The organism is Roseomonas aeriglobus (assembly GCA_016937575.1).
GTDB classification, from domain to species: domain Bacteria; phylum Pseudomonadota; class Alphaproteobacteria; order Sphingomonadales; family Sphingomonadaceae; genus Sphingomonas; species Sphingomonas aerigloba.
This window is the reverse complement of the sequence record JAFHKN010000002.1, coordinates 1,401,306-1,424,363: the sequence shown is the minus strand read 5'-3', so window position 1 is coordinate 1,424,363 and position 23,058 is coordinate 1,401,306. Positions and strand designations below refer to the sequence as shown.

The 23,058-nt window shown below is 65.6% G+C and carries 17 protein-coding genes and 1 tRNA gene; 15 read left to right on the top strand and 3 right to left on the bottom strand.

Annotation, left to right across the window (positions count from 1 at the left end; genetic code table 11):
* Window positions 1-3 precede the first annotated feature (3 nt).
* Window positions 4-1,758 carry a single-stranded-DNA-specific exonuclease RecJ gene (gene recJ / locus JW805_07230; protein ID MBN2971805.1) on the top strand — a complete coding sequence of 585 codons (1,755 nt, stop codon included), beginning with the start codon at window positions 4-6 and terminating at the stop codon, window positions 1,756-1,758.
* 82 nt (window positions 1,759-1,840) lie between these two features.
* Window positions 1,841-1,915 (top strand) — tRNA-Glu (locus tag JW805_07225).
* A 370-nt stretch (window positions 1,916-2,285) separates the two neighbouring features.
* On the opposite strand, the gene JW805_07220 is transcribed toward JW805_07225, so the two are convergent.
* A complete protein-coding gene (locus JW805_07220) occupies window positions 2,286-4,889 on the bottom strand; it encodes a sensor histidine kinase KdpD (protein ID MBN2971804.1) in 2,604 nt (867 codons plus the stop codon).
* Between the two features lie 224 nt (window positions 4,890-5,113).
* Here JW805_07220 and kdpF point away from each other — a divergent pair, with 224 nt between their 5' ends.
* From kdpF to JW805_07190, 6 genes are all read left to right on the top strand, one after another.
* Window positions 5,114-5,203 (top strand): K(+)-transporting ATPase subunit F, encoded by a 90-nt coding sequence (kdpF, locus tag JW805_07215; GenBank protein ID MBN2971803.1) that lies wholly within the window; start codon window positions 5,114-5,116, stop codon window positions 5,201-5,203.
* A 1-nt stretch (window position 5,204) separates the two neighbouring features.
* Window positions 5,205-6,908, top strand: a complete 1,704-nt coding sequence (kdpA, locus tag JW805_07210) for a potassium-transporting ATPase subunit KdpA (protein ID MBN2971802.1) — start codon at window positions 5,205-5,207, stop codon at window positions 6,906-6,908.
* Between the two features lie 12 nt (window positions 6,909-6,920).
* A complete protein-coding gene (gene kdpB, locus JW805_07205; protein MBN2971801.1) occupies window positions 6,921-8,951 on the top strand; it encodes a potassium-transporting ATPase subunit KdpB in 2,031 nt (676 codons plus the stop codon).
* 22 nt (window positions 8,952-8,973) lie between these two features.
* On the top strand, window positions 8,974-9,546 hold the full coding sequence (gene kdpC, locus JW805_07200) for a potassium-transporting ATPase subunit KdpC (protein ID MBN2971800.1): 573 nt from the start codon (window positions 8,974-8,976) through the stop codon (window positions 9,544-9,546).
* 9 nt (window positions 9,547-9,555) lie between these two features.
* A complete protein-coding gene (locus JW805_07195; GenBank protein ID MBN2971799.1) occupies window positions 9,556-10,239 on the top strand; it encodes a response regulator transcription factor in 684 nt (227 codons plus the stop codon).
* Between the two features lie 748 nt (window positions 10,240-10,987).
* Window positions 10,988-12,247, top strand: coding sequence for a TonB-dependent receptor (locus JW805_07190; protein MBN2971798.1), 1,260 nt, complete (start codon window positions 10,988-10,990; stop codon window positions 12,245-12,247).
* Here JW805_07190 and JW805_07185 read toward each other — a convergent pair.
* Window positions 12,178-12,935, bottom strand: a protein-coding gene (locus tag JW805_07185) for an IS5 family transposase (protein ID MBN2971797.1) whose coding sequence is annotated in 2 segments (ribosomal slippage) — window positions 12,178-12,614 and window positions 12,614-12,935 — 759 coding nt in all. Because the reading frame shifts where the segments join, the coding sequence is not laid out codon by codon here. The genes JW805_07190 and JW805_07185 overlap by 70 nt on opposite strands.
* A gap of 24 nt (window positions 12,936-12,959) precedes the next feature.
* On the opposite strand from JW805_07185, the gene JW805_07180 reads away from it, so the two are divergent.
* The 6 genes from JW805_07180 to JW805_07155 all read left to right on the top strand — a co-directional run bounded on the left by JW805_07180 (window position 12,960) and on the right by JW805_07155 (window position 20,328).
* Entirely contained in the window at window positions 12,960-14,174 is a 1,215-nt protein-coding gene (locus JW805_07180) for a TonB-dependent receptor (GenBank protein ID MBN2971796.1), read from the top strand.
* A gap of 52 nt (window positions 14,175-14,226) precedes the next feature.
* Window positions 14,227-15,453, top strand: coding sequence for an MFS transporter (locus tag JW805_07175; GenBank protein ID MBN2971795.1), 1,227 nt, complete (start codon window positions 14,227-14,229; stop codon window positions 15,451-15,453).
* Entirely contained in the window at window positions 15,450-17,063 is a 1,614-nt protein-coding gene (locus tag JW805_07170; protein MBN2971794.1) for a carboxylesterase family protein, read from the top strand. Before JW805_07175 ends, JW805_07170 begins: the two co-directional genes overlap by 4 nt.
* The gene (locus JW805_07165; protein MBN2971793.1) at window positions 17,060-18,643 is read left to right on the top strand and encodes an AMP-binding protein; all 1,584 of its coding nucleotides are present in this window, start codon (window positions 17,060-17,062) and stop codon (window positions 18,641-18,643) included. Before JW805_07170 ends, JW805_07165 begins: the two co-directional genes overlap by 4 nt.
* A gap of 92 nt (window positions 18,644-18,735) precedes the next feature.
* Window positions 18,736-19,356, top strand: coding sequence for a TetR family transcriptional regulator (locus JW805_07160; GenBank protein ID MBN2971792.1), 621 nt, complete (start codon window positions 18,736-18,738; stop codon window positions 19,354-19,356).
* Window positions 19,357-19,431: 75 nt separating this feature from the next.
* A complete protein-coding gene (locus JW805_07155; protein ID MBN2971791.1) occupies window positions 19,432-20,328 on the top strand; it encodes an SDR family NAD(P)-dependent oxidoreductase in 897 nt (298 codons plus the stop codon).
* Between the two features lie 606 nt (window positions 20,329-20,934).
* On the opposite strand, the gene JW805_07150 is transcribed toward JW805_07155, so the two are convergent.
* Window positions 20,935-21,828: a LysR family transcriptional regulator gene (locus tag JW805_07150; protein MBN2971790.1), complete on the bottom strand. Its 894-nt coding sequence runs from the start codon at window positions 21,826-21,828 to the stop codon at window positions 20,935-20,937.
* 26 nt (window positions 21,829-21,854) lie between these two features.
* On the opposite strand from JW805_07150, the gene JW805_07145 reads away from it, so the two are divergent.
* Complete coding sequence (locus JW805_07145; protein ID MBN2971789.1) at window positions 21,855-23,039, top strand: SDR family oxidoreductase; 1,185 nt, start codon at window positions 21,855-21,857, stop codon at window positions 23,037-23,039.
* The last annotated feature ends 19 nt before the right edge of the window (window positions 23,040-23,058 follow it).

Below are 23,058 nucleotides of genomic sequence, written 5' to 3'. Positions count from 1 at the left end.
ATCATGACGCCGGTTCTAAACATCGAGCGGTCGATCCTCGGCCAACCATGGCGTTGGCGGGGCCTGGCTGGCGACGTCGGCGGCGGCTTCGTGCCCGACGATCTGGTGACGCAGCTGCTGCTGTCGCGCGGCTGCCCGCGCGAGGCGCTGGAGGCGCACCGCAGCCCCAGCATCCGCGGCTTCATGCCCGACCCGTCGATCTTTCGCGACATGGACCGCGCCGCGCAACGCCTTGCCGATGCCGTGCAGGCCGGCGAAGCTGTCGCCGTGTTCGGGGACTATGACGTCGATGGCGCGACCTCCGCGGCACTGGTCATCCGCCTGCTTCGCGACCTCGGCCTGGCGCCCACGGCCTACATCCCCGATCGCTTGATCGAAGGCTATGGGCCCTCCGGCATCGCCATGCGACGGCTCGGGGAACAGGGCGCCAGCCTGATCGTCACGGTCGACTGCGGCGCCCAGGCGTTCGACGCGCTGCAGGACGCGCGTGACGCCGGCATCGACGTGATCGTCGTCGATCATCACAAATGCGCCTCCGCCCTGCCCGTTGCGCATGCGCTCGTGAACCCCAACCGCCTCGACGAGGGCGACGGCGCCGCGCACGGCCATCTGGCCGCCGTCGGCGTCGCCTTCCTGCTTGGCGCCGCGCTCCTCCGCACGCTGCGCGCCCGGGGCTTTTTCGCCGACCGCGCCGAACCGAGGCTGCTCGACCTGCTCGATCTCGTCGCGCTGGGCACGGTCGCCGACGTGGCACAGCTGAAGGGCCTGAACCGCGCCTATGTCGCGCAGGGCCTGAAGGTCATGGCCAATCGCCGGAATCCCGGGATCGACGCGCTCATCACCGCGTCGCGGCTGACTCGCGCGCCGACTGCGACTGACCTCGGCTTCGCGCTGGGCCCGCGGATCAACGCCGGTGGCCGCGTCGGCAAGTCCGATCTCGGCGTCCGCCTGCTCACCACCGACGACCCGGACGAGGCGCGCGTGATCGCCGAGGAGCTCGACCGGCTGAACGAGGAACGGCGCGCGATCGAGCTCGCGGTTCAAAGCGATGCCGATGCGATGCTCGGTGTCGATCGGCAGGTCGCGGTCGTCGCGGGCGCAGGCTGGCATCCGGGCGTGATTGGTATCGTTGCGGGACGGCTGAAGGAACGACTCGGTCGGCCGGCGATCGTCATCGCGATCGACGGCGACGGCGTCGGCAAGGGCTCGGGCCGTTCGATTCCCGGCGTCGACCTGGGCGCTGCGGTGATGGCGGCGAAGGAACACGGACTGCTGATCGCCGGCGGTGGTCACGCCATGGCTGCAGGTCTGACGATCGACGCCGACAAGGTCGCCGCCTTCGCCGACTTCCTCGAGGAACGCCTGGCCGAAGCCGTCGCCCACGCCTCGGAGAACCGCGCGCTGCTCCTTGACGCCGTTCTCGCCCCCGCCGGCGTCTGCCCGGATCTCGTCGAGGCGCTGGAGGTCGGCGGCCCCTATGGCATGGGCTGGCCCTCTCCGCGCGTTGCCGCCGGCCCGGTGCGGATCGTCAGGGCGAGTGTCGTCGGCAACGGCCACGTCCGTACCATCGTCGCCGGCAACGACGGCCGCAGCCTGAAGGCCATGGCCTTCCGTGCCGCCGACACGGCGCTCGGCGTCGCCCTGCTCGGCGCCGCACCGCACCGCCGCCTGTGGCTCGCCGGCCGCGCCAAGATCGACGACTGGTCGAGCAGCCGGGCCGCCGAACTCCACATCGACGATGCCGCGTGGGCAGATTGACAAAGACACGACACGAAAAGCCAAGAAACACAGTTGACCCCCGCCGCGTCCTTGCCTAACGGAGCGCAGCCCACGGCGACGTGGCCCCTTCGTCTAGCGGTTAGGACGCGGCCCTTTCACGGCTGAAACACGGGTTCGATTCCCGTAGGGGTCACCATGGTCAAGCGGAAATCGGCAGTGTTTTGCCGTTTTTGGCGACCCGGGCGATATTCAGCCCACTATTTTTCCCCACATTTATTTGCGGTTCTGGTGACGCCGAATGGCGCGACTTAGGAGAAGCTGCGCGGTTTTGCGATGCCGTTATTGGCTTACGAATCGTATGGCTGACTGGTGTCTGCCTCGGCATCCCCGCACAGACAATGACTTGCAGGGCAAAGCGTAGGGCTGGGGTTGGCCGGGTTAACTTGACCCAATTGTGGACGTTCGTGCGTTATAACTTAATTCCGGAAAGCAGCCGCTCGTTCATCTGTTTCGATTCCAAAGGCCGGTCCGGCCATCTTATTCAGGCATGCTCGCACTCGAGGAGGTTATGCCAAATCGCTAAAACGCAAGGTGAGTTGCGCCCCTCCCTCTGGGGACGTGAGCGCCATGACCTCCACCTTCATTGCGTCGGCGAAGCCCTTGACGATCGCGAGGCCCAGGCCGCTGCCGCCGCTGCGGTCGGTGCCGGTACCGCGGACGAAGCTTTTGAAGATGTCGCCGGCCTTGTCTCCCAGACCCGGCCCAGCGTCCGCGATGGCCAGCGTCACGGCATCGCGTTCGCGGCGGCCGATCAGGCGGATAGGGGTGCCGGCGCCGCCATGCTGCGCAGCGTTGGCGAGCAGGTTGATGAGGATGTGGTGCAGCAGCCGCGGGTCGGCGCGGACCAGCGGCAGAGTCGCCGGTACGTCGAAGTCGATGCGATTGTGCTTGAGCGTGTCGCGCAGGTCGCGGACAGCGGCGGCGACCGCGTCGGTCAAGTCGGTCGCTTCCATCTCGGGCGTCAGCGCGGCGGTGTCGATGCGGACCATCTGGAGGAGGTTGTCCAGAAAGCGCTTCAGTCGCTGGACCTCAGCGCGGGCGGCGGCGACGTGTGGCCCCGGCCCCATCGCATCGATCGCGGCGATGACCGAGGTCAGCGGTGTGCGCAGGTCATGGCCGATCGACGACAGCAGGGCGGCGCGCAGTCGATCGCGTTCCTGCAGCACCGACAGCGCCTTGGCATTGACCTCAAGCCGCAATCGCTCCTGCGCCAGCGCCGCTTGCCCGGTTAACGTCGTCAGCAACAGCGCGCGGTCGGGCGGCAGCGGGTCGCGGCCGTCGTGGCGGGCGATGCCGAGCACCGCCAGCACGCCCATCGCGGTCTGCAGCGGATGGAACTGCCAGTCCGCCGCATTCAGCGTCGCCGTTCCGCTGCCGGCGGGCTCGCCGCGCGCCGCGGTCCATTCGGCGGCAGCCTGATCGACCGGACCGATCGTCGGATCGGCGGGCGTGCCAGCGACCGGTTCCAGCCGACCGTCGCGGTGAGCGAGCAGCACGGTATCTACGGCGAGCAACCGGGCGACGTGATCGCAGGTGATCTGCGCCGTCGCCTCCGCATCCCCGACCCGCGCCAGCGCTTGTCCGAAAGCGGCCACCGCGGCATTCTCGCGCGCGCCCCGCACACCGATCGCCGCGCGCGAGCGCAGGCCCCCGGCGAGATGGCTGGTGAAGGCACCGACCCCGAGCAGAACCAGCAACGTCACGACGCTGCGCGGATCGGCGACCGTGAAGGTGTGGATCGGCGGCAGGAAGAAGAAATTATAGGCGAGTGCAGCGGCGAGGCCGGTGAAGAGGCCGGGACGCAGACCGAGCCGACTCGCGGCGATCAACACGGGCACCAGATAGACGAGGTCGAGCGCACCCGTGCCGAGATAGGGCTCGATCGCCCACGCAACCCCGGTCGCAGCGGCTACCATCGCCAGACCAATCGAGTAGGGCGCAGGCTTGGGTGGCTTACGGCGCGTAGGGCGTCTCGGCGTCGTGTCCCCCGCGGGAATGACGTGGACCGCTAGGCCGCCGCCGCTCTCCAGCATCGCCGCCACGACCGAGCGATGGCGCAGTTCGAACCACCAACTGCGCCGCGATTTGCCGATGACGAGCTGTGTCGCCCGCATCGCGATGATCTGCGCGGTCAGCCCGGCGATGACGCTTTCCGCCGGCAAGGTCGCGATCGACGCGCCGAGACTGGCTGCGAGTGCCAGAGCATCTGCAATCCGACGGCGGTCGTCGTCACCGAAACTTTCCGCGCGTGGCGTTTCGATGAACACCGCGGTCCAGTCGGCATGCAGCGCATCCGCCAGCCGCTTCGCCGCGCGGACAAGCGTGTCGCTGCCGGCGAGCTCGCTGACCGCGACCAGCACCCGCTCCGCGCCGGCATAAGTCCCCGCGACGGCGTGTGCGTCAAGATGTTCGCGCATCGCGCGGTCGACGCTCTGCGCGGCACGACGCAGCGCCATCTCACGCAATGCCGACAGATTCGGCTTCGAGAAGAAATGACCGAGCGCGCGGCTCGCCTCCTCGGGCACATAGACCTTGCCGTCCCTAAGCCGCGCGATCAGTTCGTCGGGCGGAAGGTCGACGACCTCGACCTCCGCGCCCTCGAACGCGCTGTCGGGCACCGTTTCGCGCACCCGCACGCGGGTGAAACTGGCAACGACGTCGTTGAGGCTTTCGAGGTGTTGGACGTTCAGCGTCGTATAGACGTCGATACCCGCGTCCAGCAGTTCGGCGACGTCCTGCCAGCGCTTCGGATGGCGGCTGCCCTCGACGTTGGTGTGAGCATATTCGTCGACCAGCGCGAGCGACGGTGCGCGGGCGAGGACGGCGTCCAGGTCCATTTCTTCCAACCGGTGACCGCGATAGTCGAGCGCGCGCTTGGAAACGATCTCGAAGGGATCGACCAGCGCTGCTGTTTCAGCGCGGCCATGCGTTTCGACCACCGCGACGACGACATCGGTGCCGTCACGTAGCCGCTCCGCCCCTTCGCGCAACATCTCGAACGTCTTACCGACGCCGGGCGCGGCGCCCAAAAAGATCTTGAGCCGCCCCCGCCCATCTTGGCGGGCGGCGGCGAGCAGCGCGTCGGGGGAAGGAGCGGCAGCTTCGGTCATCCTGATCCGATAGGCGGCAGGGGCCGCCGCCGCACCCATTCTTATGGGATCCTTATGGCGCGCAGGCGTTTTCCCCCACGCATTTTAATGGCCGCGCATCCTAGCTGCCTCCCCGACATCATTCGGGATTTGCAACATGACCGATCTTTTCTGGCTCGCCGGCCTGGCCGGGCTTGTCGCCGCGACGCTGGCCCTCATCCGCCTGTGCGACGCGGCCTGACGCCATGGGTATCGACCTGACGCTAGCGGCGATCACCGCCGTTCTGCTGCTCGCCTATCTCGTCGCCGTCCTGTTGCGACCGGAGCGCTTCTGACATGACCGTGCAAGGCTGGGCGCTCATCGCGCTGTTCGTCGCCTGCCTCATCGCGCTGGCAAAGCCGATAGGGCTCTGGATTTTTGCGCTGTACGAGGGGCGCCGAACGCCGCTCCACACAGTGCTCGGCCCTGTCGAGCGTGGTTTCTACCGGCTCGCGCGCGTCGATCCAGACGCGGAGATGGGCTGGCGGCGCTACGCCGTGCACACGCTGGCGTTCAATGTCGCGTTGCTGCTGCTGACTTACGCCGTCCTGCGGTTGCAGGCAGTCCTACCGCTCAACGCGCCCGACACGGCCGGCGTCGCGCCCGACGGCGCGTGGAACATCGCGATCAGCTTTACGACCAACACCAACTGGCAATGGTATTCGCCCGAGGCGACACTGTCGAACCTCAGCCAGATGCTGGGGCTGACGATCCACAACTTCCTGAGCGCGGCGACCGGCATCGCCCTCGCCTTCGCGCTGTTCCGCGGCTTTGCCCGGCGCGAGGCGAAAACGCTGGGCAATTTCTGGGCGGATGCGACGCGCGTCACGCTCTACCTGCTGCTGCCGATCTGCGTCGTCTATACGCTGTTCCTGATCGCCAGCGGCGTGCCGCAGACGCTGGACCAGCAGGTCGTGGCGACGACGCTCGAAGGCGCCAAGCAGACCCTCAGCCTGGGGCCGATCGCCAGCCAGGAAGCGATCAAGCTGCTGGGCACCAACGGTGGCGGCTTTCTGAACGCCAATTCGGCGCACCCGTTCGAGAATCCGGGTGCGCTCACCAACTTCGTCCAGATGCTGTCGATCTTTGCGATTGGCGTCGGGCTGACATGGTGTTTCGGCAAGGCGGTGGGCGACACCCGCCAGGGCTGGGCGATCCTCGGCGCGATGCTGATCCTGTTCGTCGCCGGCGCGGCGGTGACCTATTGGCAGGAAGCGAACGGCACGCCGCTGCTGCACTCCCTGGGCCTTGCCGGCGGGAACATGGAGGGCAAGGAAGTCCGCTTCGGCCTCGCCGCCAGCGCGCTCTTCTCGGTCGTCACCACCGCCGCCTCGTGCGGCGCGGTCAATGCGATGCACGACAGCTTTACGCCGCTGGGCGGCATGATCCCGCTGTTCAACATGCAAGTGGGCGAAGTCGTGATCGGCGGCGTCGGCGCGGGCATCTATGGCTTCTTGCTGTTCGCCATCCTGGCGGTCTTCGTCGCCGGGCTGATGGTCGGCCGCACGCCCGAATATGTCGGCAAGAAGATCGAGGCGCGCGAGGTGAAGCTCGCCGTCCTGGCCATCGCCGTCCTGCCTCTGACAATCCTCGGGATGACCGCAGTCAGCGCAGTCACATCTGCCGGCCTGGCGGGGCCGCTGAACAAGGGGCCGCACGGCTTCACCGAGATGCTCTACGCCTTCACTAGCGCGGTCGGAAACAACGGGTCGGCATTCGGCGGCATCACCTCGGGCACGCCGTACTACAATGCGTTGCTCGGCATCGCGATGTGGGTCGGGCGGTTCTTCGTGATCGTGCCGATGCTCGCCATCGCCGGCTCGCTCGCCGCCAAGCGCTACACGCCGCCCTCGACGGGCTCGTTCCCGACGACTGGGGGCCTGTGGGTCGGGCTGCTGGTCGGGATCATCCTGATCTTGGGTGGCCTCACCTTCCTGCCCAGCCTCGCGCTCGGCCCCATCGCCGATCATCTCGCGATGATCCGCGGCCAGCTTTCCTAAGGAATCGATCCTATGGCCCGCGCCGCCACCCTGTTCACGCCCGAGCTGATCGCGCCTGCGCTGCTCGATGCGGTTCGCAAACTCTCCCCCGCGCAACTCGTGCGCAACCCGGTAATGTTCGTCACCGCCGTCGTCGCGCTGCTGCTGACTATGCTGCTTGCGATCGGCGGCGACGGCCTTGCAGCCGGCTTCAAGCTCCAGCTCATCGTCTGGCTTTGGCTGACCGTCCTATTCGGCACCTTTGCCGAGGCGCTGGCGGAAGGGCGCGGCAAGGCGCAGGCGGCGAGCCTGCGGGCCGCCAAAGCCGAACTGTGGGCGATGCGCCTGCTGGGCGTCGGGGACACCTGCGAAAAGGTGCCCGCCAGCCAGCTGCGCGCCGGCGACACGGTGGTCATCTCCGCGGGAGAACTGATCCCGGCGGACGGCGAAGTCATCGCCGGCGTGGCGAGCGTCAATGAAGCCGCGATCACTGGCGAGAGCGCACCCGTCATCCGCGAAGCGGGCGGCGACCGATCGGCCGTGACTGCGGGCACGCGTGTCCAGTCCGACAGGATCACCGTGCGCGTCACTGCCGATCCAGGCCAAGGCTTCCTCGACCGCATGATCGCGCTGGTCGAAGGCGCCGAGCGCAAGAAGACACCGAACGAGGTTGCGCTGACCATCCTGCTCGTCGGGTTGACGATCATCTTCCTGATCGCGGTCGCGACGGTGCCAGGATTTGCGTCCTACGCGGGCGGCAGCGTGCCGGTCGCGATTCTGGCGGCGCTGCTCATCACCCTTATCCCGACGACGATCGCCGCCCTGCTCTCTGCGATCGGCATTGCCGGCATGGATCGGCTGGTCCGCTTCAACGTGCTCGCCAAGTCGGGCCGTGCGGTGGAGGCCGCCGGCGACATAGACGTGCTGCTGCTCGACAAGACCGGCACGATCACCATCGGCGACCGCCAAGCCACCGAGTTCCGCGCGGTCGGGGGTGCGACGCAGGCCGAGCTGGCCGAGGCGGCCCTGCTTGCCAGCCTAGCCGACGAAACGCCCGAAGGCCGCTCGATCGTCGTCCTTGCCCGCGATGCCTTCGGCATTGCCCTGACCGCCCTTCCGCACGATGCGGAGGTCATCCCCTTCACCGCCCAGACCCGCATCTCAGGCGTCCGCACGGCCGACGCGCTCATCCAGAAAGGCGCGGTAGACTCGGTGCTGAAGGTCAATACCGGCCTTGGCGCGACGCCGGCCGCTGACGAACTGCGCCGCATCACCGATGCCATCGCCCGTGCCGGCGGTACGCCGCTGGCGGTCGCCAAGGACGGCAAGCTGCTCGGCGCTATCTTCCTAAAGGACATCGTGAAGGCCGGCATCCGCGAACGCTTCGCCGAACTGCGCGCGATGGGCATCCGCACCGTCATGATAACCGGCGACAACCCGCTGACCGCCGCCGCGATCGCAGCCGAAGCCGGGGTCGACGATTTCCTGGCGCAGGCCACGCCCGAGGACAAGCTGTCGCTCATCCGCAAGGAACAGCAGGGCGGCAAGCTGGTCGCGATGTGCGGCGACGGCACCAACGACGCGCCCGCGCTCGCCCAGGCCGATGTCGGTGTCGCGATGAACACCGGCACCCAGGCCGCGCGTGAGGCGGGCAACATGGTCGACTTGGATAGCGATCCGACCAAGCTGATAGAGGTCGTCGGCCTCGGCAAGCAGTTGCTGATGACCCGAGGCGCGATGACCACCTTCTCAGTCGCCAACGATGTCGCCAAATATTTCGCAATCATCCCGGCGATGTTTGTAGCGCTCTACCCAAGCCTCGGCGCGCTCAACGTCATGGGCCTAAGCACGCCGGAAAGCGCGATCCTGTCGGCAATCATCTTTAACGCGCTCATCATCCCCGCGCTGGTGCCGCTGGCGCTGAAGGGCGTCACCTACAAGCCGATGGCCGCCGGCCCGCTGCTGGCTCGCAACCTCGCCGTCTACGGCCTAGGCGGTCTCGTTGCGCCTTTCGCCGGCATCAAGCTCATCGACGTCGCCGTCACCGGCCTCGGTCTCGCCTAAGGGAATTATCATGCTCAAGGATATCACCACCGCGCTACGCCCGGCGCTTGTCATGACGGGACTGTTCGCCGGCTTACTGGGTGTCGCCTACCCGCTTGCGATGACCGTTATGGGCCAGACCATCTTCCCGCATCAGGCGAACGGCAGCCTGATCCGCGATGGCGGGGAGGTGGTCGGTTCCGAATTGATCGGCCAGCGTGTCACCGCCGACCGCTATTTCCGCCCGCGCCCGTCGGCGGCCGGAAAGGGCTATGACGGTCTTGCTTCGGCCGGCTCGAATCTCGGCCCTTCATCCCAGGCGCTCGCCGACCGCCTGCGTGCCGACATCGCGCGCCAAACGCCATCCGCCTCAGGTCGCATTATTCCGCCCGACCTCGTGACGGCCTCTGCCTCGGGGCTCGACCCTCATATCAGCCCCGAGGCGGCTTTGTATCAGGTGGACCGGGTCGCCCGCGCCCGCGGGCTCACCGCGGCGAGCGTGCGCGCTGCGGTCGAGCGCGCCACCGAGCATCCGCTGCTCGGTATACTTGGCGAGCCCCGCGTCAACGTCCTGCTGCTCAACCGCGCGCTCGACGGCCGACCGGCCGGGCGGTAACGCGTATCCATGACCGCTGCGGCGTGCACAATCTTGGTCGTCGAGGACGACCTCCACATCCGCCGCCTGCTGCGCGGCGCGCTAGTTCGCGGCGGGCATGACGTGATCGAGGCGGCGACCGCGCGCGAAGGCCTGTCAGTCGCCACCGCGCGCAAGCCGCAGGTCGTGCTGCTCGACCTCGGCCTGCCCGATCGTGATGGGCTGGAACTGATACAGGCTTTGAAGACCGGCGCTGCGATCATTGTCGTGTCCGCTCGCGAAGCCACCGACGAAAAGGTCGCAGCGCTAGATCTGGGCGCCGACGACTACGTCACCAAGCCGTTCGACACCGACGAACTCCTCGCCCGCGTCCGAACGGTGCTACGGCACCGCCAACCCGCAACGATAGCGGGCCCAATCCGCTTCGGCGACGTGACGATCGACACCAACCTGCGCCGGGTGACCCGCGGCGGCATCGACGTCCACCTGACGCCGAAGGAATATGACGTCCTGTCCGAACTGGCCCGCAAGCCCGACCGCGTCGTCGGCCACCGCGCAATCCTCCGGTCGGTCTGGGGCGCAGCGCACGAGGACGACATCGACTATCTGCGAATTGTCGTGCGCGCCTTACGTCAGAAATTGGAACCAAACCCGGCACAGCCAACATGGCTGATCAATGAGCCGGGTGTCGGCTATTGGCTGCGGACACAGTAAGCGCCCCTCAGGTGGCAATTACGTGCGCCTCATAGGGGGATAAACCCACTTGTGGTCGTTCGCGGCCTCTTTTTGGCTCCCCACCTTTTGCCACTCATTAATGTCGGCAGCGGAGGTGCTGAACCTGAGCCCTGCCTGCCGCCCGCAAGTTTTGCCAAAAAACGATCGGAAGATAGGAAAACAATGGCAAAATCAGAAAGTCCTTTGGCGGGCAGCATACCGTCGGTGCACGACCCTTGATCGAATGCTGTCGTGCTGCCTCCGCACGAACGGAAGCCTGTGTACGCCAAAGCCGTGCAGCACGCCCGCAGCCGAGGCACACGTGGAATCGTGAATGAGTTTAGCAGCATCGCCGGCTGCCCGAACGCCAGCGATGACGGAGCATCCGGTCGATCGATCGACCTATACGTAGGGTCCGAATGGCTCGTCCTAATGCCGACACCAGACCCTGCCACCGAGCGACGTGGCGGGTCTGGTTCGCAGCGCCGTGGACGCGGCTATCAACTCGACGAAGCGTCTGTTCGCGAGCCGGAAGCTATCGAGGATACGAAGAATGCCGCGCGAGAGATGGCAGTGGCCCCCGGTGCTCGGAACCTACTCGGGCAGCAAGGCAGACCGTAAGGCAACAAATACTTCCTTCTGGAATATTCACGCACGAGATAGTGAATGTTGACAGGTTGATGGCGGTTGGTCATCTTCACGCTCAATAGGCCGAGTCTAATCATCGGCCACGAGTGGGAGAGGAAGCATGCGGGCACTGCACCTGGCATCGACGTGCGTCGTTGCGATCATTCTGGGCGCGAGCGGCGCGGCGGCGCAGACCGTCGTGGCCCCCGCCACGCCGACCACTTCTGGCACGCTGCCGCTGGTCGGACAGGAGTCGACGGACGAAACGCCGGGCTCGGGCGACGTCATCGTCACCGCCACCCGCCGCGCCGAGCGCATCCAGGACGTGCCGATCAGCATCACCGCGTTCAACCAGGAAGAGCTGACGCAAAAGGGCATCGTCGGATTTGAAGGCATCGCCCGCGAAACGCCGGGCGTGGTGCTCAACCGCCCGACGCAGAATTTCAACAACTTCACCGCCCGCGGCATCGCGACGAACGGCTATAACGCCAATCTGCAGAGCTCGGTCGCGGTCTATATCGACGAACTGCCGGTCTCGACCATCGGCAACACCACCGTTGTCGACCCCAACCTGTTCGATGTCGAGCGTGTGGAATTCCTGCGCGGGCCGCAGGGCACGTTGTTCGGATCGGGCTCGCTGTCGGGCGCGATGCGCATCCTGACCAAGAGCCCGGACCTGAACGACTTCGACCGCTCGGCGCTTGTCGACCTGGGGCTGACGGGGAAGGACAGCTTCCGCCAGCGGTACAACTCGATGATCAACGTGCCGATCGTCAGCGACAAGCTCGCGATCCGTGCGGTCGGCTTCTATCGCAACGAGGAAGGCTATCTCGACAATGTCGGGACCGGCGTGAAGAATTCAAACACGCTGATCGATTATGGTGGGCGCATCATAGCGCTGTTCAAGCCGACTGAGCGGCTGTCGATCCGCCTGCTCGCCTCCTACGAAAACAGCGACCCGAAGGACTCGTCGCTGACCAGCCCGTCACTGGGCCGGGAGAAGCGGATTTCGGATCAGCCCGACCGGTTTACCGGCAAGCAGACCGTGCTGAACGCGACGATCGACTATGACTTCGATTTCGCCAAGCTGACGTCGTCGTCGACCTACTCGAAGTTCGATCAGCGTTTCTGGGTAGATCTGGCAGGTACATTTCCGCGGCAAGCCGCCTTCCCCGGCGCACCGATCGCTTTTGGCCTCGACGCCAACGGTTTCGATAAGGTGTTCGTGCAGGAAGCTCGGCTCGCCTCGTCGCTGGGTGGCAATTTCGAATTCGTGGTCGGCGGCTTCTATCTAGGGTCAGGACTCATTGGTCATAGCCAGAAGATGACGGTGGCCGCGAGGGCGACGGCAGAGAAGAAGACGGTTGGGCAGCGGTCGTAGCGAGTTGCGACGCGGCGCCAATCCTTCAGACGGCCGAACATGATCTCGATGCGGCTGCGGCGCCGGTAGCGGCGCTTGTCGTATCTGACCGGCTCGTTGCGCGATCTGCGGCCCGGGATGCAGGGCTGGATGCCTTTGGCTTCCAGGGCGTCTCTGAACCAATCGGCATCATAACCACGGTCGCCAAGCAGCCACTGTGCTTTCGGCAGATCGTCGAGCAAGGCTGCCGCGCCGGTGTAGTCGCTGACCTGCCCGGCGGTCATGAAGAAGCTCAAGGGCCGCCCGTCCGCATCGCTGACGGCGTGCAGTTTGGTGTTCATGCCGCCTTTCGTGCGGCCGATCAGACGGCCGAGATCCCCTTTTTTACCCGCAGACTCGATGCCGTGCGGTGTGCCTTCAGGTAGGTCGCGTCGATCATGACGGTCTTCGGCACGGCCTCCGCTGCCGCGAGACCTTCCATCATTCGCAGGAAAATACCCCTCTCGCTCCACCGCTTCCAGCGATTGTAGAGCGTCTTGTGCGGCCCATAGTCCTTCGGTGCATCACACCAGCGTAGCCCGTTGCGATTGACGAAAATGATGCCGCTGAGCACCCGCCGATCATCGACCCGAGGCTTGCCATGGCTCTTGGGAAAGAACGGTTGCAGACGCGCCATCTGCTCATCCGTCAGCCAGTACAGGTCGCTCATCCACTCTCTCCTCACGGAGCCTGAATCAGATCGCGCCTCCCACATCAATGGGTCCTGACCCTAAATCGCCGCCGCGACGTCGATTTCCTGTACCGTTCGAACCCGCAGTTTCTGGCCGCGCGCAGCCTTACCGGCTTGCCCGATCAGTATTTCCAGAAGCTCTACACCTATTCGATCAGCGAGGAACTCGCCGGGTTCGGTGAACTGACCTATCGCTTCTCGCCGAAGTTCTGGCTGACCGGCGGGATGCGCTACGGCGGCACGTCGGCGCAGGCGTTTACCGAAGCCGGCGGCTATGTCGCGACGGATGCCCGCGGCTTCAACTACTATACGCTCGCACTATTCGGCCTGCCCGGCAATTTCGTGAACTTCACGCCGTACCAGCCGGTGACGGGCGTGAAAGCGACCGGCACCAAGCCGTCTTGGAAGGCTAGCGCGTCTTTCAAGCCTACCGAGGCGGTCACTACCTATGCGACCTTCGCCACCGGCTTCCGCGCACCGATCGTCAACGCCGCCGCCGGCCGCGCCAGCACGGTGCCGGGGGCCAACGATATCGTCATCCCGAACGGCGCATCATCGGACGATCTGAAGAGCTATGAAATCGGCGCGAAGGGGCGGTTCGTGAACGGCCTCGTCACGATCAACGCCGCAGCCTATCTGATCGACTGGAACAACATCCAGGCACAGGCCAATCGCGTGTCCGATTCGGTGCAGTTTGCCACCAACATCGGCGGCGCGCGCAGCAAGGGCTTCGAAGTCGAGTTCGGCGTCATCCCTGCGAAGGACGTCTTCATCGGTCTGAACGCCGCATACAACGATTCCAAGATCACCAAACTGACCGCGGCGGAAGCGGCGATATCGGGCGCGGTGCTCGGTCACCGGCTGTCCGCGCCGCGTCTCCAGGGCGCGCTGTTCACTTCGATCGGCTTCGACTTGGGTGACACGACCAAGGGCACGCTAGCGGTCAACGCGCAATATGTCGGTTCATACAACAGTTCGTTCCCGAACACGCCGGGCAACCCGAACCTGCGTCTCGTGACGTTCGGCAAGACCGACGAATATGTGAACACCAACATCAGCTTCGGGATCACGCGCGGGCCGATCTCCGCACAGGCCTATGTCGAAAATGTCTTCGATGATCACTCGATCACCTACATCCACCCGGAGGCGTTCTTGATCAGCCGCTTCGGCACGCTGCGTCCGCGCACCGTGGGCATCCGCCTCGGCTACGGGATCTGATCCGATGACAAGCATCGCCACCACGTCCGCCCCGGCCCGACGCCCCGGCGTCGTGCTGGCGGTGCTCACTTTCGTCTATGTCCTCAATTTTCTGGATCGGCAGTTGATCGGCATTCTCGCCAAGCCGATCCAGGACGCGCTGTTGATAACCGACGGGCAGCTGGGGCTGATCGGCGGGCTCTACTTCGCGATGTTCTATTGCTTCATTGCGATCCCGGTCGGCTATCTGGCGGACAAGACCAACCGTGTCGGCGTGCTGTCGCTGGCGTGCGCGATCTGGAGCGGAGCGACGGTCGCCTGCGGCATCGCCAGCAGCTACGCCCAACTGGTGGTCGCGCGAATGCTGGTCGGCGTCGGCGAGGCGGGCGGCGTGCCACCGTCCTATGCGATCATCACCGACACCTATCCGCCGGGGCGCCGCGGTGCCGCGTTCGGCATCTTCAACATGGGACCGGCGATCGGCGCCGCCGCGGGGGTCGCCTTCGGCGCGGCGATCGCAGAGCGGTTTGGCTGGCGCATGCCGTTCATCGTCGTGGGGGCGATCGGGATTGTCACCGCCCTGTGCGTCTGGCTGTTCATTCGCGAGCCGGCCCGCGGCACGTTCGACGTCGTCCGTGGCGCTGCGACAGACAGGGCAAAGTTCTGGCCGACGCTCAGAATGTTCTTTTCCAATCCGACGCTGATGCTCGCGGCGCTCGGCAGTGGCGCGACGCAGTTTGTCACCTATGGCCTGGGCAATTTCGCGGTTCTGTTTCTGATGCGCGACAAGGGCATGGTCCTGAGAGAAGTCGCCGTCTGGTACGCGCTGGTGCTGGTCGTTGGCATGGCCGGCGGCATGATCTTGTCGGGACGAATCATCGACTGGATGACGCGCACGTCGCGCGCCGGCTACGCCATCGCGCCCGCCACCAGCCTCGCCATCGCCATGCCCTTCTACATCGCCTTCGTCTGGGCACCCGGCTGGCCGCTCGCGCTGGCGCTGCTGACGGTTGTGATGGTGTTCAACTATTTCTACCTCTCCGCCTCGGTCGCGTTGGTGCAGGAGGAGGTGCGGCCCGACCAGCGGGTGCTGTCGGGCGCGCTACTGCTGCTCGTCATGAACTTCATCGGCCTTGGCCTGGGGCCGACCTGGGTCGGCTTCGCCAGCGACTGGTTCAAGGCGCACGGCAGCGCGCTCTACCTCCAGTCCGCACTCTACACGCTGACGCCTTTCTACCTGATCGCCATCGCCTTGTTCGTCACACTCGCACGGCGGCTCGGCCGCGAGGTTCGCGCATGAAAATCCTGATCGCCGCGGCGCTGCTCGCTGGTGCCGCCCCTGCCCTCGCGCAGACCGTGACGGCGCCCGCCGGCACGCTGGAGGGCACGACCGAGAACGGCCTCACCATCTTCCGCGGCATTCCCTATGCCCAGCCACCAGTCGGCCCGCTACGATGGAAACCGCCAGTCGCGCTGCCGGCGTGGGATGGCGTGCGCCAGGCCAAGCGCTTCGGCCAGGCCTGTGTCCAGCCGCGCGAGCGCAATCTGGGCATCTACACCAACCCGCCGCAGCAGATGGGCGAGGACTGCCTGACGCTCAACGTCTGGGCGCCGAAGGATGTGCAGAAGCTGCCGGTGCTCGTTTGGATTCACGGCGGGGCTTTGGTGTCGGGCTACAGCCACGAACAGATGTACGACGCCGCCAGGATGGCCGGCACCGGCATGATCGTCGTGTCGATCAACTATCGCCTGGGCATCCTCGGCTATCTTGCCCATCCCGAACTTAGCGCCGAGAGTGCAGAAGGGACATCGGGCAATTACGGCCTGCGCGACCAGATCGCGGCGCTCGAATGGGTCAAGCGCAACATCGCGGCGTTCGGCGGCGATCCGGCCAACGTTACCATCGCTGGCGAGTCCGCGGGCGGCCTGAGCGTCATGCACCTGATGGCCAGCCCCGCGGCGCGTGGGCTGTTTGCCAAGGGCATCGCTCAAAGCGCCTATATGGTCTCGACGCCCGAGCTGAAGACCGCCGCGCACGGCACGCCGTCGGCCGAGACGACCGGCACGACTATCGCCACGATGCTGGGCGCGACCACTCTGGCCGACCTGCGCGCGATGGACGCGACGAAGCTCGCCTCGACGGCGCTCGCCAAGGGCTATGTTCCCTGGGGCACGATCGACGGCAAGCTGCTGACCCGCCAGTTGGTCGATACCTGGGACCGCGGCGAGCAGGCGCCGGTGCCGCTGATCGCCGGGTTCAACGCGGGCGAAGTGCGGTCGATGCGCGTTCTTCTGCCCCCCGCGCCCGCCGACGCCGCGGCGTATGAGGCGACGATCCGCGCGCGCTATGGCGACCTCGCCGACCCGTTCCTTACCCTCTACCCGGCAAGCCATATCGGCGAATCGATGCTCGCGACCGCGCGTGATGCGCTGTACGGCTGGACCTCGCAGCGCTTGGCGATCGGCCAGACTGCGATCGGCCAGCGCGGTTATCTCTATCTGTTCGACCATGGCTATCCGGCGGCGGACGATAACGGCCTGCACGCCTTTCACGCCTCCGAAATCCCGTTCGTGTTCGGCACCGCCGACAAGACCCCGCCGATGTGGCCAAAGGTCCCCGACACGCTGGCCGAGCGGCGGCTGTCGGACGCAATGCTCGGCTATTGGACGTCGTTCGCCAAGACCGGCACGCCGATCGCGTCGGGACAGGCAGATTGGCAGGCCTATGGCAAGGACGGCAACTATATGGCGTTCGTCGCAAAGCCCGAGCCGCGGCGCAAACTGATGCCCGGCATGTTCGCGCTGCACGAAGCCGCCATGTGCCGCCGACGCGCGGCGGGCAACCAGCCTTGGGGCTTCAACGCCGGCCTCGCTTCGCCGGTGCTCGCCAAGACGGCAGGCTGCAAATGATCGACGGAAGCATGCAGGACTATGAGCTGACGCTCGACCGGTTTCTGTGCCACGCCGCGAAATGGCACCCTGAGGTAGAGGTCGTGACCGCGACCGACAGCGGCGACACGACGCGCATCGGCTATGCCGCGCTGGAGGATCGTGCCCGCACCGTCTCCGCCGTGCTGGCCAGCCTGGGCGTCACCACCGGCGCTCGGGTCGCGACCCTCGCTTGGAACAGCGCGGCGCATGTCGAAGCGTGGTATGGCACGATGGGTATGGGCGCGGTGTGCCACACGCTCAATCCGCGCCTGACCGCCGATCAACTGGGGGCGATGGTCCGGCAGTCGGAAGCATCGGTGTTGATCGTCAGCGCCGACCTGCTGCCGCTGGCCGCCGCGATTTCCGAACAGACGCCGGTTATCAGTCATATTCTCGTGATCGACGGCACGCCCGATCCCGCCATCGCCGCACGGGCGCGGATCGTGACGCTCGACTCGCTGATGGCATCGGCCGGTTGCGGCGTCGCCTGGGGTCGGTTCGCGGAGACGGCGCCCTCAGGCCTGTGCTTCACCTCCGGAACTACCGGCGCGCCGAAGGGCGTCACCTACACCCACCGATCGAGCTTCCTGCACACGCTGCGGCTGTTGCAGGTCGATACGATGGCGATCTCGGCCGCTGACACGGTGCTGGCGGTCGTGCCGATGTTCCATGCCAACGCCTGGGGCCTGCCGTTCGCGGCACCTGCCGCAGGCGCGACGCTGGTGCTGCCCGGCCGCAAGACCGACGGCGCGAGCCTGGCACGATTGATCGCGCAGGAACGGGTGACCGTCGCTGTCGGCGTACCGACCGTGTGGCTCGGTCTGGTCGAACATCTCGAAGCGACGGGAGGCGAGCTGCCGTCGCTCAAGCGCGTAATCGTCGGCGGTGCGCCCTTGCCGCCAGCGTTGATGGAGCGGTTGGAAGCCCGGCTGGGCGTCGAGGTGCAGACTAGCTGGGGAATGACCGAACTTTCCCCCTCCGGCACCGTTGCGCGCCCCGGCGACGCCGATCGCTCGGCCGCCCATTCTGGCAAGCCCGCGATCGGCGTCGACCTGTTACTGACCGACGCCGACGGGACCCCCCTGCCCAACCAACGCGACGGCGACGGCCATCTGCGCGTGCGCGGCGCGGCGGTGGTCGATCGCTATTTCGGGCAAGCCGACAGCGCCTGCGATGCCGATGGCTGGTTCACGACTGGCGATCTCGCGCGGATCGACGCGGCGGGCAATCTGACGATCACGGGCCGGGCCAAGGATCTGATCAAGTCGGGCGGCGAATGGATAAACCCCGCCGAGATCGAAGCCGTCGTCGGCGCTTTGCCGCAAGTCTCGCTCGCCGCGGTCATCGGCCGCAGCGACCTCAAATGGGGCGAGCGCCCGATCTTGCTTGTCGAATTGCGCGAGGATCGGGTCACCGACAGCGACCTGCTCGGCGCGCTGAAGGGCCGCGTGGCCTCCTGGTGGATCCCGGACGCCGTCGTCCGCTTGCCCGCCATGCCGCTCGCGCCGACCGGCAAGATCGACAAGCTTCGGCTGCGTGCCGAATTCGGTGCGGCTTGACGACCGTGCTGTCGCACCCGACAGATGTTAGCGTGCAAGAGAATGTCAAAGCCCCCCGCCGCTCGAAAAAGGCCGAACAACGTGCCGAAACGATGGAGCAGATCCTCGACGCGGCGGAATATCTGTTTTCGAAACACGGGCTGCACGGCGTCACTTTAAAGGACGTCGCCAAACGCGTCGGCGTTCACCACACGCTACTGAACTATTATTTCTCCGACAAAACGACGCTGTTCGACGCGGTCTTCTCGCGCCGCGCAGTCGTGACAAGCGAGCGCCGGATGCAGGCACTCGACGCGTATGAAGCAGCGTGCGCCGGCAAACCCACGGTCGAAGGCGCGTTGCGCGCGTTCCTCGACACCGATCTCGACCTCTATATCGAGGGTGGTGAGGGCTGGAAGAACTATGCCGCGCTCGGCGCGCAAGTCGCCAACACCCCTGAATGGGGAGCCGAACTGATGGACGAGCATTTCGACCCGGTCGTGCTTCGCCTGATTGACCTGCTGAAGAAGGCGCTGCCCGACTGCGCGGAGGCAGACATCTTCTGGGGCTATCACTTTGTCACCGGAGCTCTGATGCTGACGCTCGCGCGCACCGGTCGCATCGACAAATTGTCCCATGGCCTGTGCAAGTCAGATGACTTCGTGGCGGTGAAAGAGCGCATGGCCTCTTTCATGGCCGCCGGCTTTCGGCAGATCTGCAAAAACAACGGCTGACGGTTTCTTCACTCTCTTGATAGTGAACTTCGCGGCATGTAAGTTACGGCGGAAGCTTACAGAAGAGGATCGTCCATGAAGCTCGCAAACCGCGTCGCTATCGTCACTGGCGCCGGTGGGGGCCTCGGCCGCTGCCATTCGCTCTATCTCGCCGGGCAGGGCGCGACAGTGATCGTCAACGACGTGTCGGAAGCGAATGCAGCGACGGTCGCGGACGAAATCACCGCGGCCGGCGGCACCGCGCTTGCCGTCGGCGGATCGGTAACTGACGAAGCCGCCGTCGACGCGATGATCGATCAGGTACTGACCCGGTTCGGCCAAGTCGACATCCTCATCAACAATGCCGGGATCCTCCGCGACAAGAGCTTCGCCAAGATGACGATGGACGACTTCCGCCAGGTCGTGGACGTCCACCTGATGGGCGCCGCGATCTGTTCGAAGGCGGTGTGGGAACCAATGCGCGAACGCCGCTACGGCCGCATTGTTATGACGACGTCGTCCTCGGGCCTGTACGGCAACTTCGGTCAGGCGAACTATGGTGCTGCAAAGATGGCGCTTGTCGGCCTGATGCAGACACTGGCGATCGAAGGGGAGAAGTACGGTATTCGCGTGAACAGTCTTGCCCCGACTGCAGCCACGCAAATGACCCACGGCGTGCTGACGGACGATAGCCTGCGGTTTCTCGACCCAGCGCTCGTCAGCCCCGGCCTGCTCGCGTTGGTCGGCGATGACGCTCCGACCCGCGCGATCCTTTGCGCCGGTGCCGGTCATTTCGCCGCTGCGACTGTTACCCTGACCAGTGGCATTCACATCGGGGGGGCTCCCAGTGCTGGGGAGGAGGTCGCCGCCCGCTGGTCGGACGTAACGGCTAGTACGAACGCGATCATCCCAGATTATGGCTTCCAGCAAGCAGAACGCGAAGTTGCATCAGCAATGGGACGGGTGAGCGGCTGTGCTGAGACAAAAGATTAGCAAGCCTATGTCGGCTTCGCGTCCACGAACATGCGGTAGCCATCGAAGAGGGCGGTCACCAAGCCTTGTAAGCTCGGTCGACAAAGCGTCCGCTATGGCGATCTTCAACTGCGGCGATGCAATTGAATTAGAGCATATCCGCTGAACCCAAGGATCGTCACGAAGATGGCGAAGCCGATCGCTAAACCTCAGCCTCCGCCGACCGGCACCGCGATCAGCCCGCCAACACGAATCCGACAATCGGCAGGATTATCAGCGCCGGGCAGCTGATCGCGACCACCGTTCCAACACTCATCTTCTCGCCAGCACAGTGATGCCGACACCTCCGAAGTGATCCCGGCGACCCCGTCGATCATTACCGGTCGCTCGGGCGTGAGTGACGCGGCACTCTGATGCTTCGCATCCAAGGCTTGCCAGGCTCGAACTGCGCCGGCCCAGTTGGTCACGCCGCCATCACATGTTGCGTCACGCAGCGCTTTGACTTGTTTCAGTCGCACATCGACGCCCCAAGTGGCGGGCCAGATCGAGAAAGAATTTGGCTCGTTTGTTGCGCGCGCTCTGTGTCGGATGCCTATGCAGGCGTCTCGCAGTATCGATAACCGCTTCCTATCGTTTCGCCGCCCTCGCCATCTCGATCAGCGCCCGGAATGCGGCGGAGGGGTTTCGGCGGTTGGGATAGTAGAGGCACAGCGGCGATAAAGGCGGCGTCCAGTCCGCTAGCAACCGTACGAGACGGCCAGCGTCGATATCCTCGCGAACGTCCGATTCCATGAAGTAGCCGACGCCGATGTGATCGAGCACCGTGATGCGTGCCAGGCTTGCTTCGTCGAGCGTCATCGGCCCGCTGACGTCGATCTGCACTGGCTGGCCATCCTTTTCGAACGCCCAGCGGTGCAGCGCGCCGTTCGGCAGGCGGATGCGCAAGCACGGGTGCTGCAGCAGATCCGGCGGCACGCGGGGCGTTCCGTGTGCGGTGACATAATCGGGTGTCGCCACCACCGCGAACCGCCGCGGCGGGCCGATCGGGACGGCGATCATGTCGCTCGGCACAAGGTCGGCGCTCCGCAGACCGAGGTCGAAACCGGCCGCCACGATGTCGACGACGCGCCCCTCGGTCACCAGGTCGACATGAACCTGCGGATATCGGCGCAAGAAGGCGAGAAGCAGGGGGCGCAGGATTTCGCGAGCGCCCGTTGCGAAGGCGTTGATCCGAAGCGTCCCCGATGGTGCTTCCTGCTGCGCGCTGGCGGCCTCCACCGCGTCGTGCAACATCCGTACCGCCGGCCCCGCCTGATCTACGAAAGTCCGCCCCGCGTCGGTCAGCGAGACACTCCGAGTCGTCCGGTTGAACAGCCGAACGCCCAAACGCCGTTCGAGCTTTCCGATCAGATTGCTGAGTGCCGTGGTCGATAGTCCCAGCTCCAGCGCAGCGGCGCGAAATGATCCGAGCCGCGCAATGGACAGCACCGCGTCGAACTCGATCAAGCCAGGGGTCGCCATTGTCCCACTTTTCGCAACGCCTCATCATGGTTTTCCCCGATTATCAGGGACGATCGGTATCGCTAGCTTTGCAGCATCCCGTCAAGGAGTTGAGCAATGTCGATCGAACTTCCCAAACCCATCGCCGATTTCGTCGCGGCGAACGCTCGTCTGGATGTGGACGCGATGATGCGGCCCTTCGCCGAGAATGCGGTCGTGAAGGACAACGGAAAGCGCTTCGCAGGCGCGCCCAGAATTCGAGCGCTGTTCGAGGACGAGGTGCTCCCCGTGAAGGCAATTTTCACGCCCGACAGCGTGCGGCGGCAGGCCGATCATATCGTCCTCGCCGGCCCATCACATGGCGACTTTCCCGGCAGCCCGCTGCGCTTCACCTACGACTTCGTGATCGAAAACGATGCCATCACGACGCTGGAGATCACGCTGTGAGCGTTACCGTCGATCCCCGCGAATTCGCTGGCAAGCGCGTCCTGGTCAGCGGCGGCACCAAAGGATTGGGGCGCGCGACCGTCGAGCGGTTCCGCGACGCTGGCGCTCAGGTCATCACCGCCGCGCGCGGGGATGCCGCGCCGCTCGACGACGTGACGTTGGTCCAGGCCGATCTGACGACGCCGGCGGGGAGCGAAGCATTTGCGCGTGCAGCGCTCGATCGCATGGGCGGGGTCGACGTGCTGGCGCATGTCGTCGGTGGTTCGTCGTCGCCCGGCGGAGGCTTCGCTGCCCTGACGGATGAGCATTGGCTGGCCGAACTGAACCTCAACCTGTTGGCGACGGTGCGACTCGATCGGCTGCTCGCGCCGCAGATGATCGCGCGCGGTCGCGGAACCATCGTGCACGTCACGTCGATCCAGGCGATCCTGCCGCTGCCGGAATCGACCACCGCCTATGCCGCCGCCAAGGCCGCACTGCGCACCTACAGCAAGGCGCTTTCCAAGGAGCTTGGCCCAAAGGGTGTTCGCGTGAACGCGGTTTCGCCCGGCTGGATCAATACCGAAGCTACGGCGGACTTCCTTGCACGCTTGCTGCAAGCGCAGGGCGGGACGATCGAGCAGGCGCGGCAGTCGGTCATGGATGGCCTGGGCGGCATTCCGATCGGTCGCGCGGCCGAGCCTTCAGAAGTCGCCGACCTGATCGCCTATCTCGCCTCAGACCGCGCGGCGGCCATTCACGGGGCGGAATTCATCATCGACGGCGGCACCGTGCGAACGGTCTGATCTGATTGGCCCCCGTGAC

Bases quoted from the DNA above. Each gene is read 5' to 3' on its own strand.
- JW805_07145 (MBN2971789.1), top strand. From the start codon at position 21,855: ATGGTTTTCCCCGATTATCAGGGACGATCGGTATCGCTAGCTTTGCAG.
- JW805_07160 (MBN2971792.1), top strand. From the start codon at position 18,736: ATGGAGCAGATCCTCGACGCGGCGGAATATCTGTTTTCGAAACACGGG.
- JW805_07165 (MBN2971793.1), top strand. From the start codon at position 17,060: ATGATCGACGGAAGCATGCAGGACTATGAGCTGACGCTCGACCGGTTT.
- kdpB (MBN2971801.1), top strand. From the start codon at position 6,921: ATGGCCCGCGCCGCCACCCTGTTCACGCCCGAGCTGATCGCGCCTGCG.
- JW805_07195 (MBN2971799.1), top strand. From the start codon at position 9,556: ATGACCGCTGCGGCGTGCACAATCTTGGTCGTCGAGGACGACCTCCAC.
- kdpF (MBN2971803.1), top strand. From the start codon at position 5,114: ATGGGTATCGACCTGACGCTAGCGGCGATCACCGCCGTTCTGCTGCTC.
- JW805_07190 (MBN2971798.1), top strand. From the start codon at position 10,988: ATGCGGGCACTGCACCTGGCATCGACGTGCGTCGTTGCGATCATTCTG.
- kdpA (MBN2971802.1), top strand. From the start codon at position 5,205: ATGACCGTGCAAGGCTGGGCGCTCATCGCGCTGTTCGTCGCCTGCCTC.
- recJ (MBN2971805.1), top strand. From the start codon at position 4: ATGACGCCGGTTCTAAACATCGAGCGGTCGATCCTCGGCCAACCATGG.
- JW805_07220 (MBN2971804.1), bottom strand. From the start codon at position 4,889: ATGACCGAAGCTGCCGCTCCTTCCCCCGACGCGCTGCTCGCCGCCGCC.
- JW805_07155 (MBN2971791.1), top strand. From the start codon at position 19,432: ATGAAGCTCGCAAACCGCGTCGCTATCGTCACTGGCGCCGGTGGGGGC.
- JW805_07150 (MBN2971790.1), bottom strand. From the start codon at position 21,828: ATGGCGACCCCTGGCTTGATCGAGTTCGACGCGGTGCTGTCCATTGCG.
- JW805_07170 (MBN2971794.1), top strand. From the start codon at position 15,450: ATGAAAATCCTGATCGCCGCGGCGCTGCTCGCTGGTGCCGCCCCTGCC.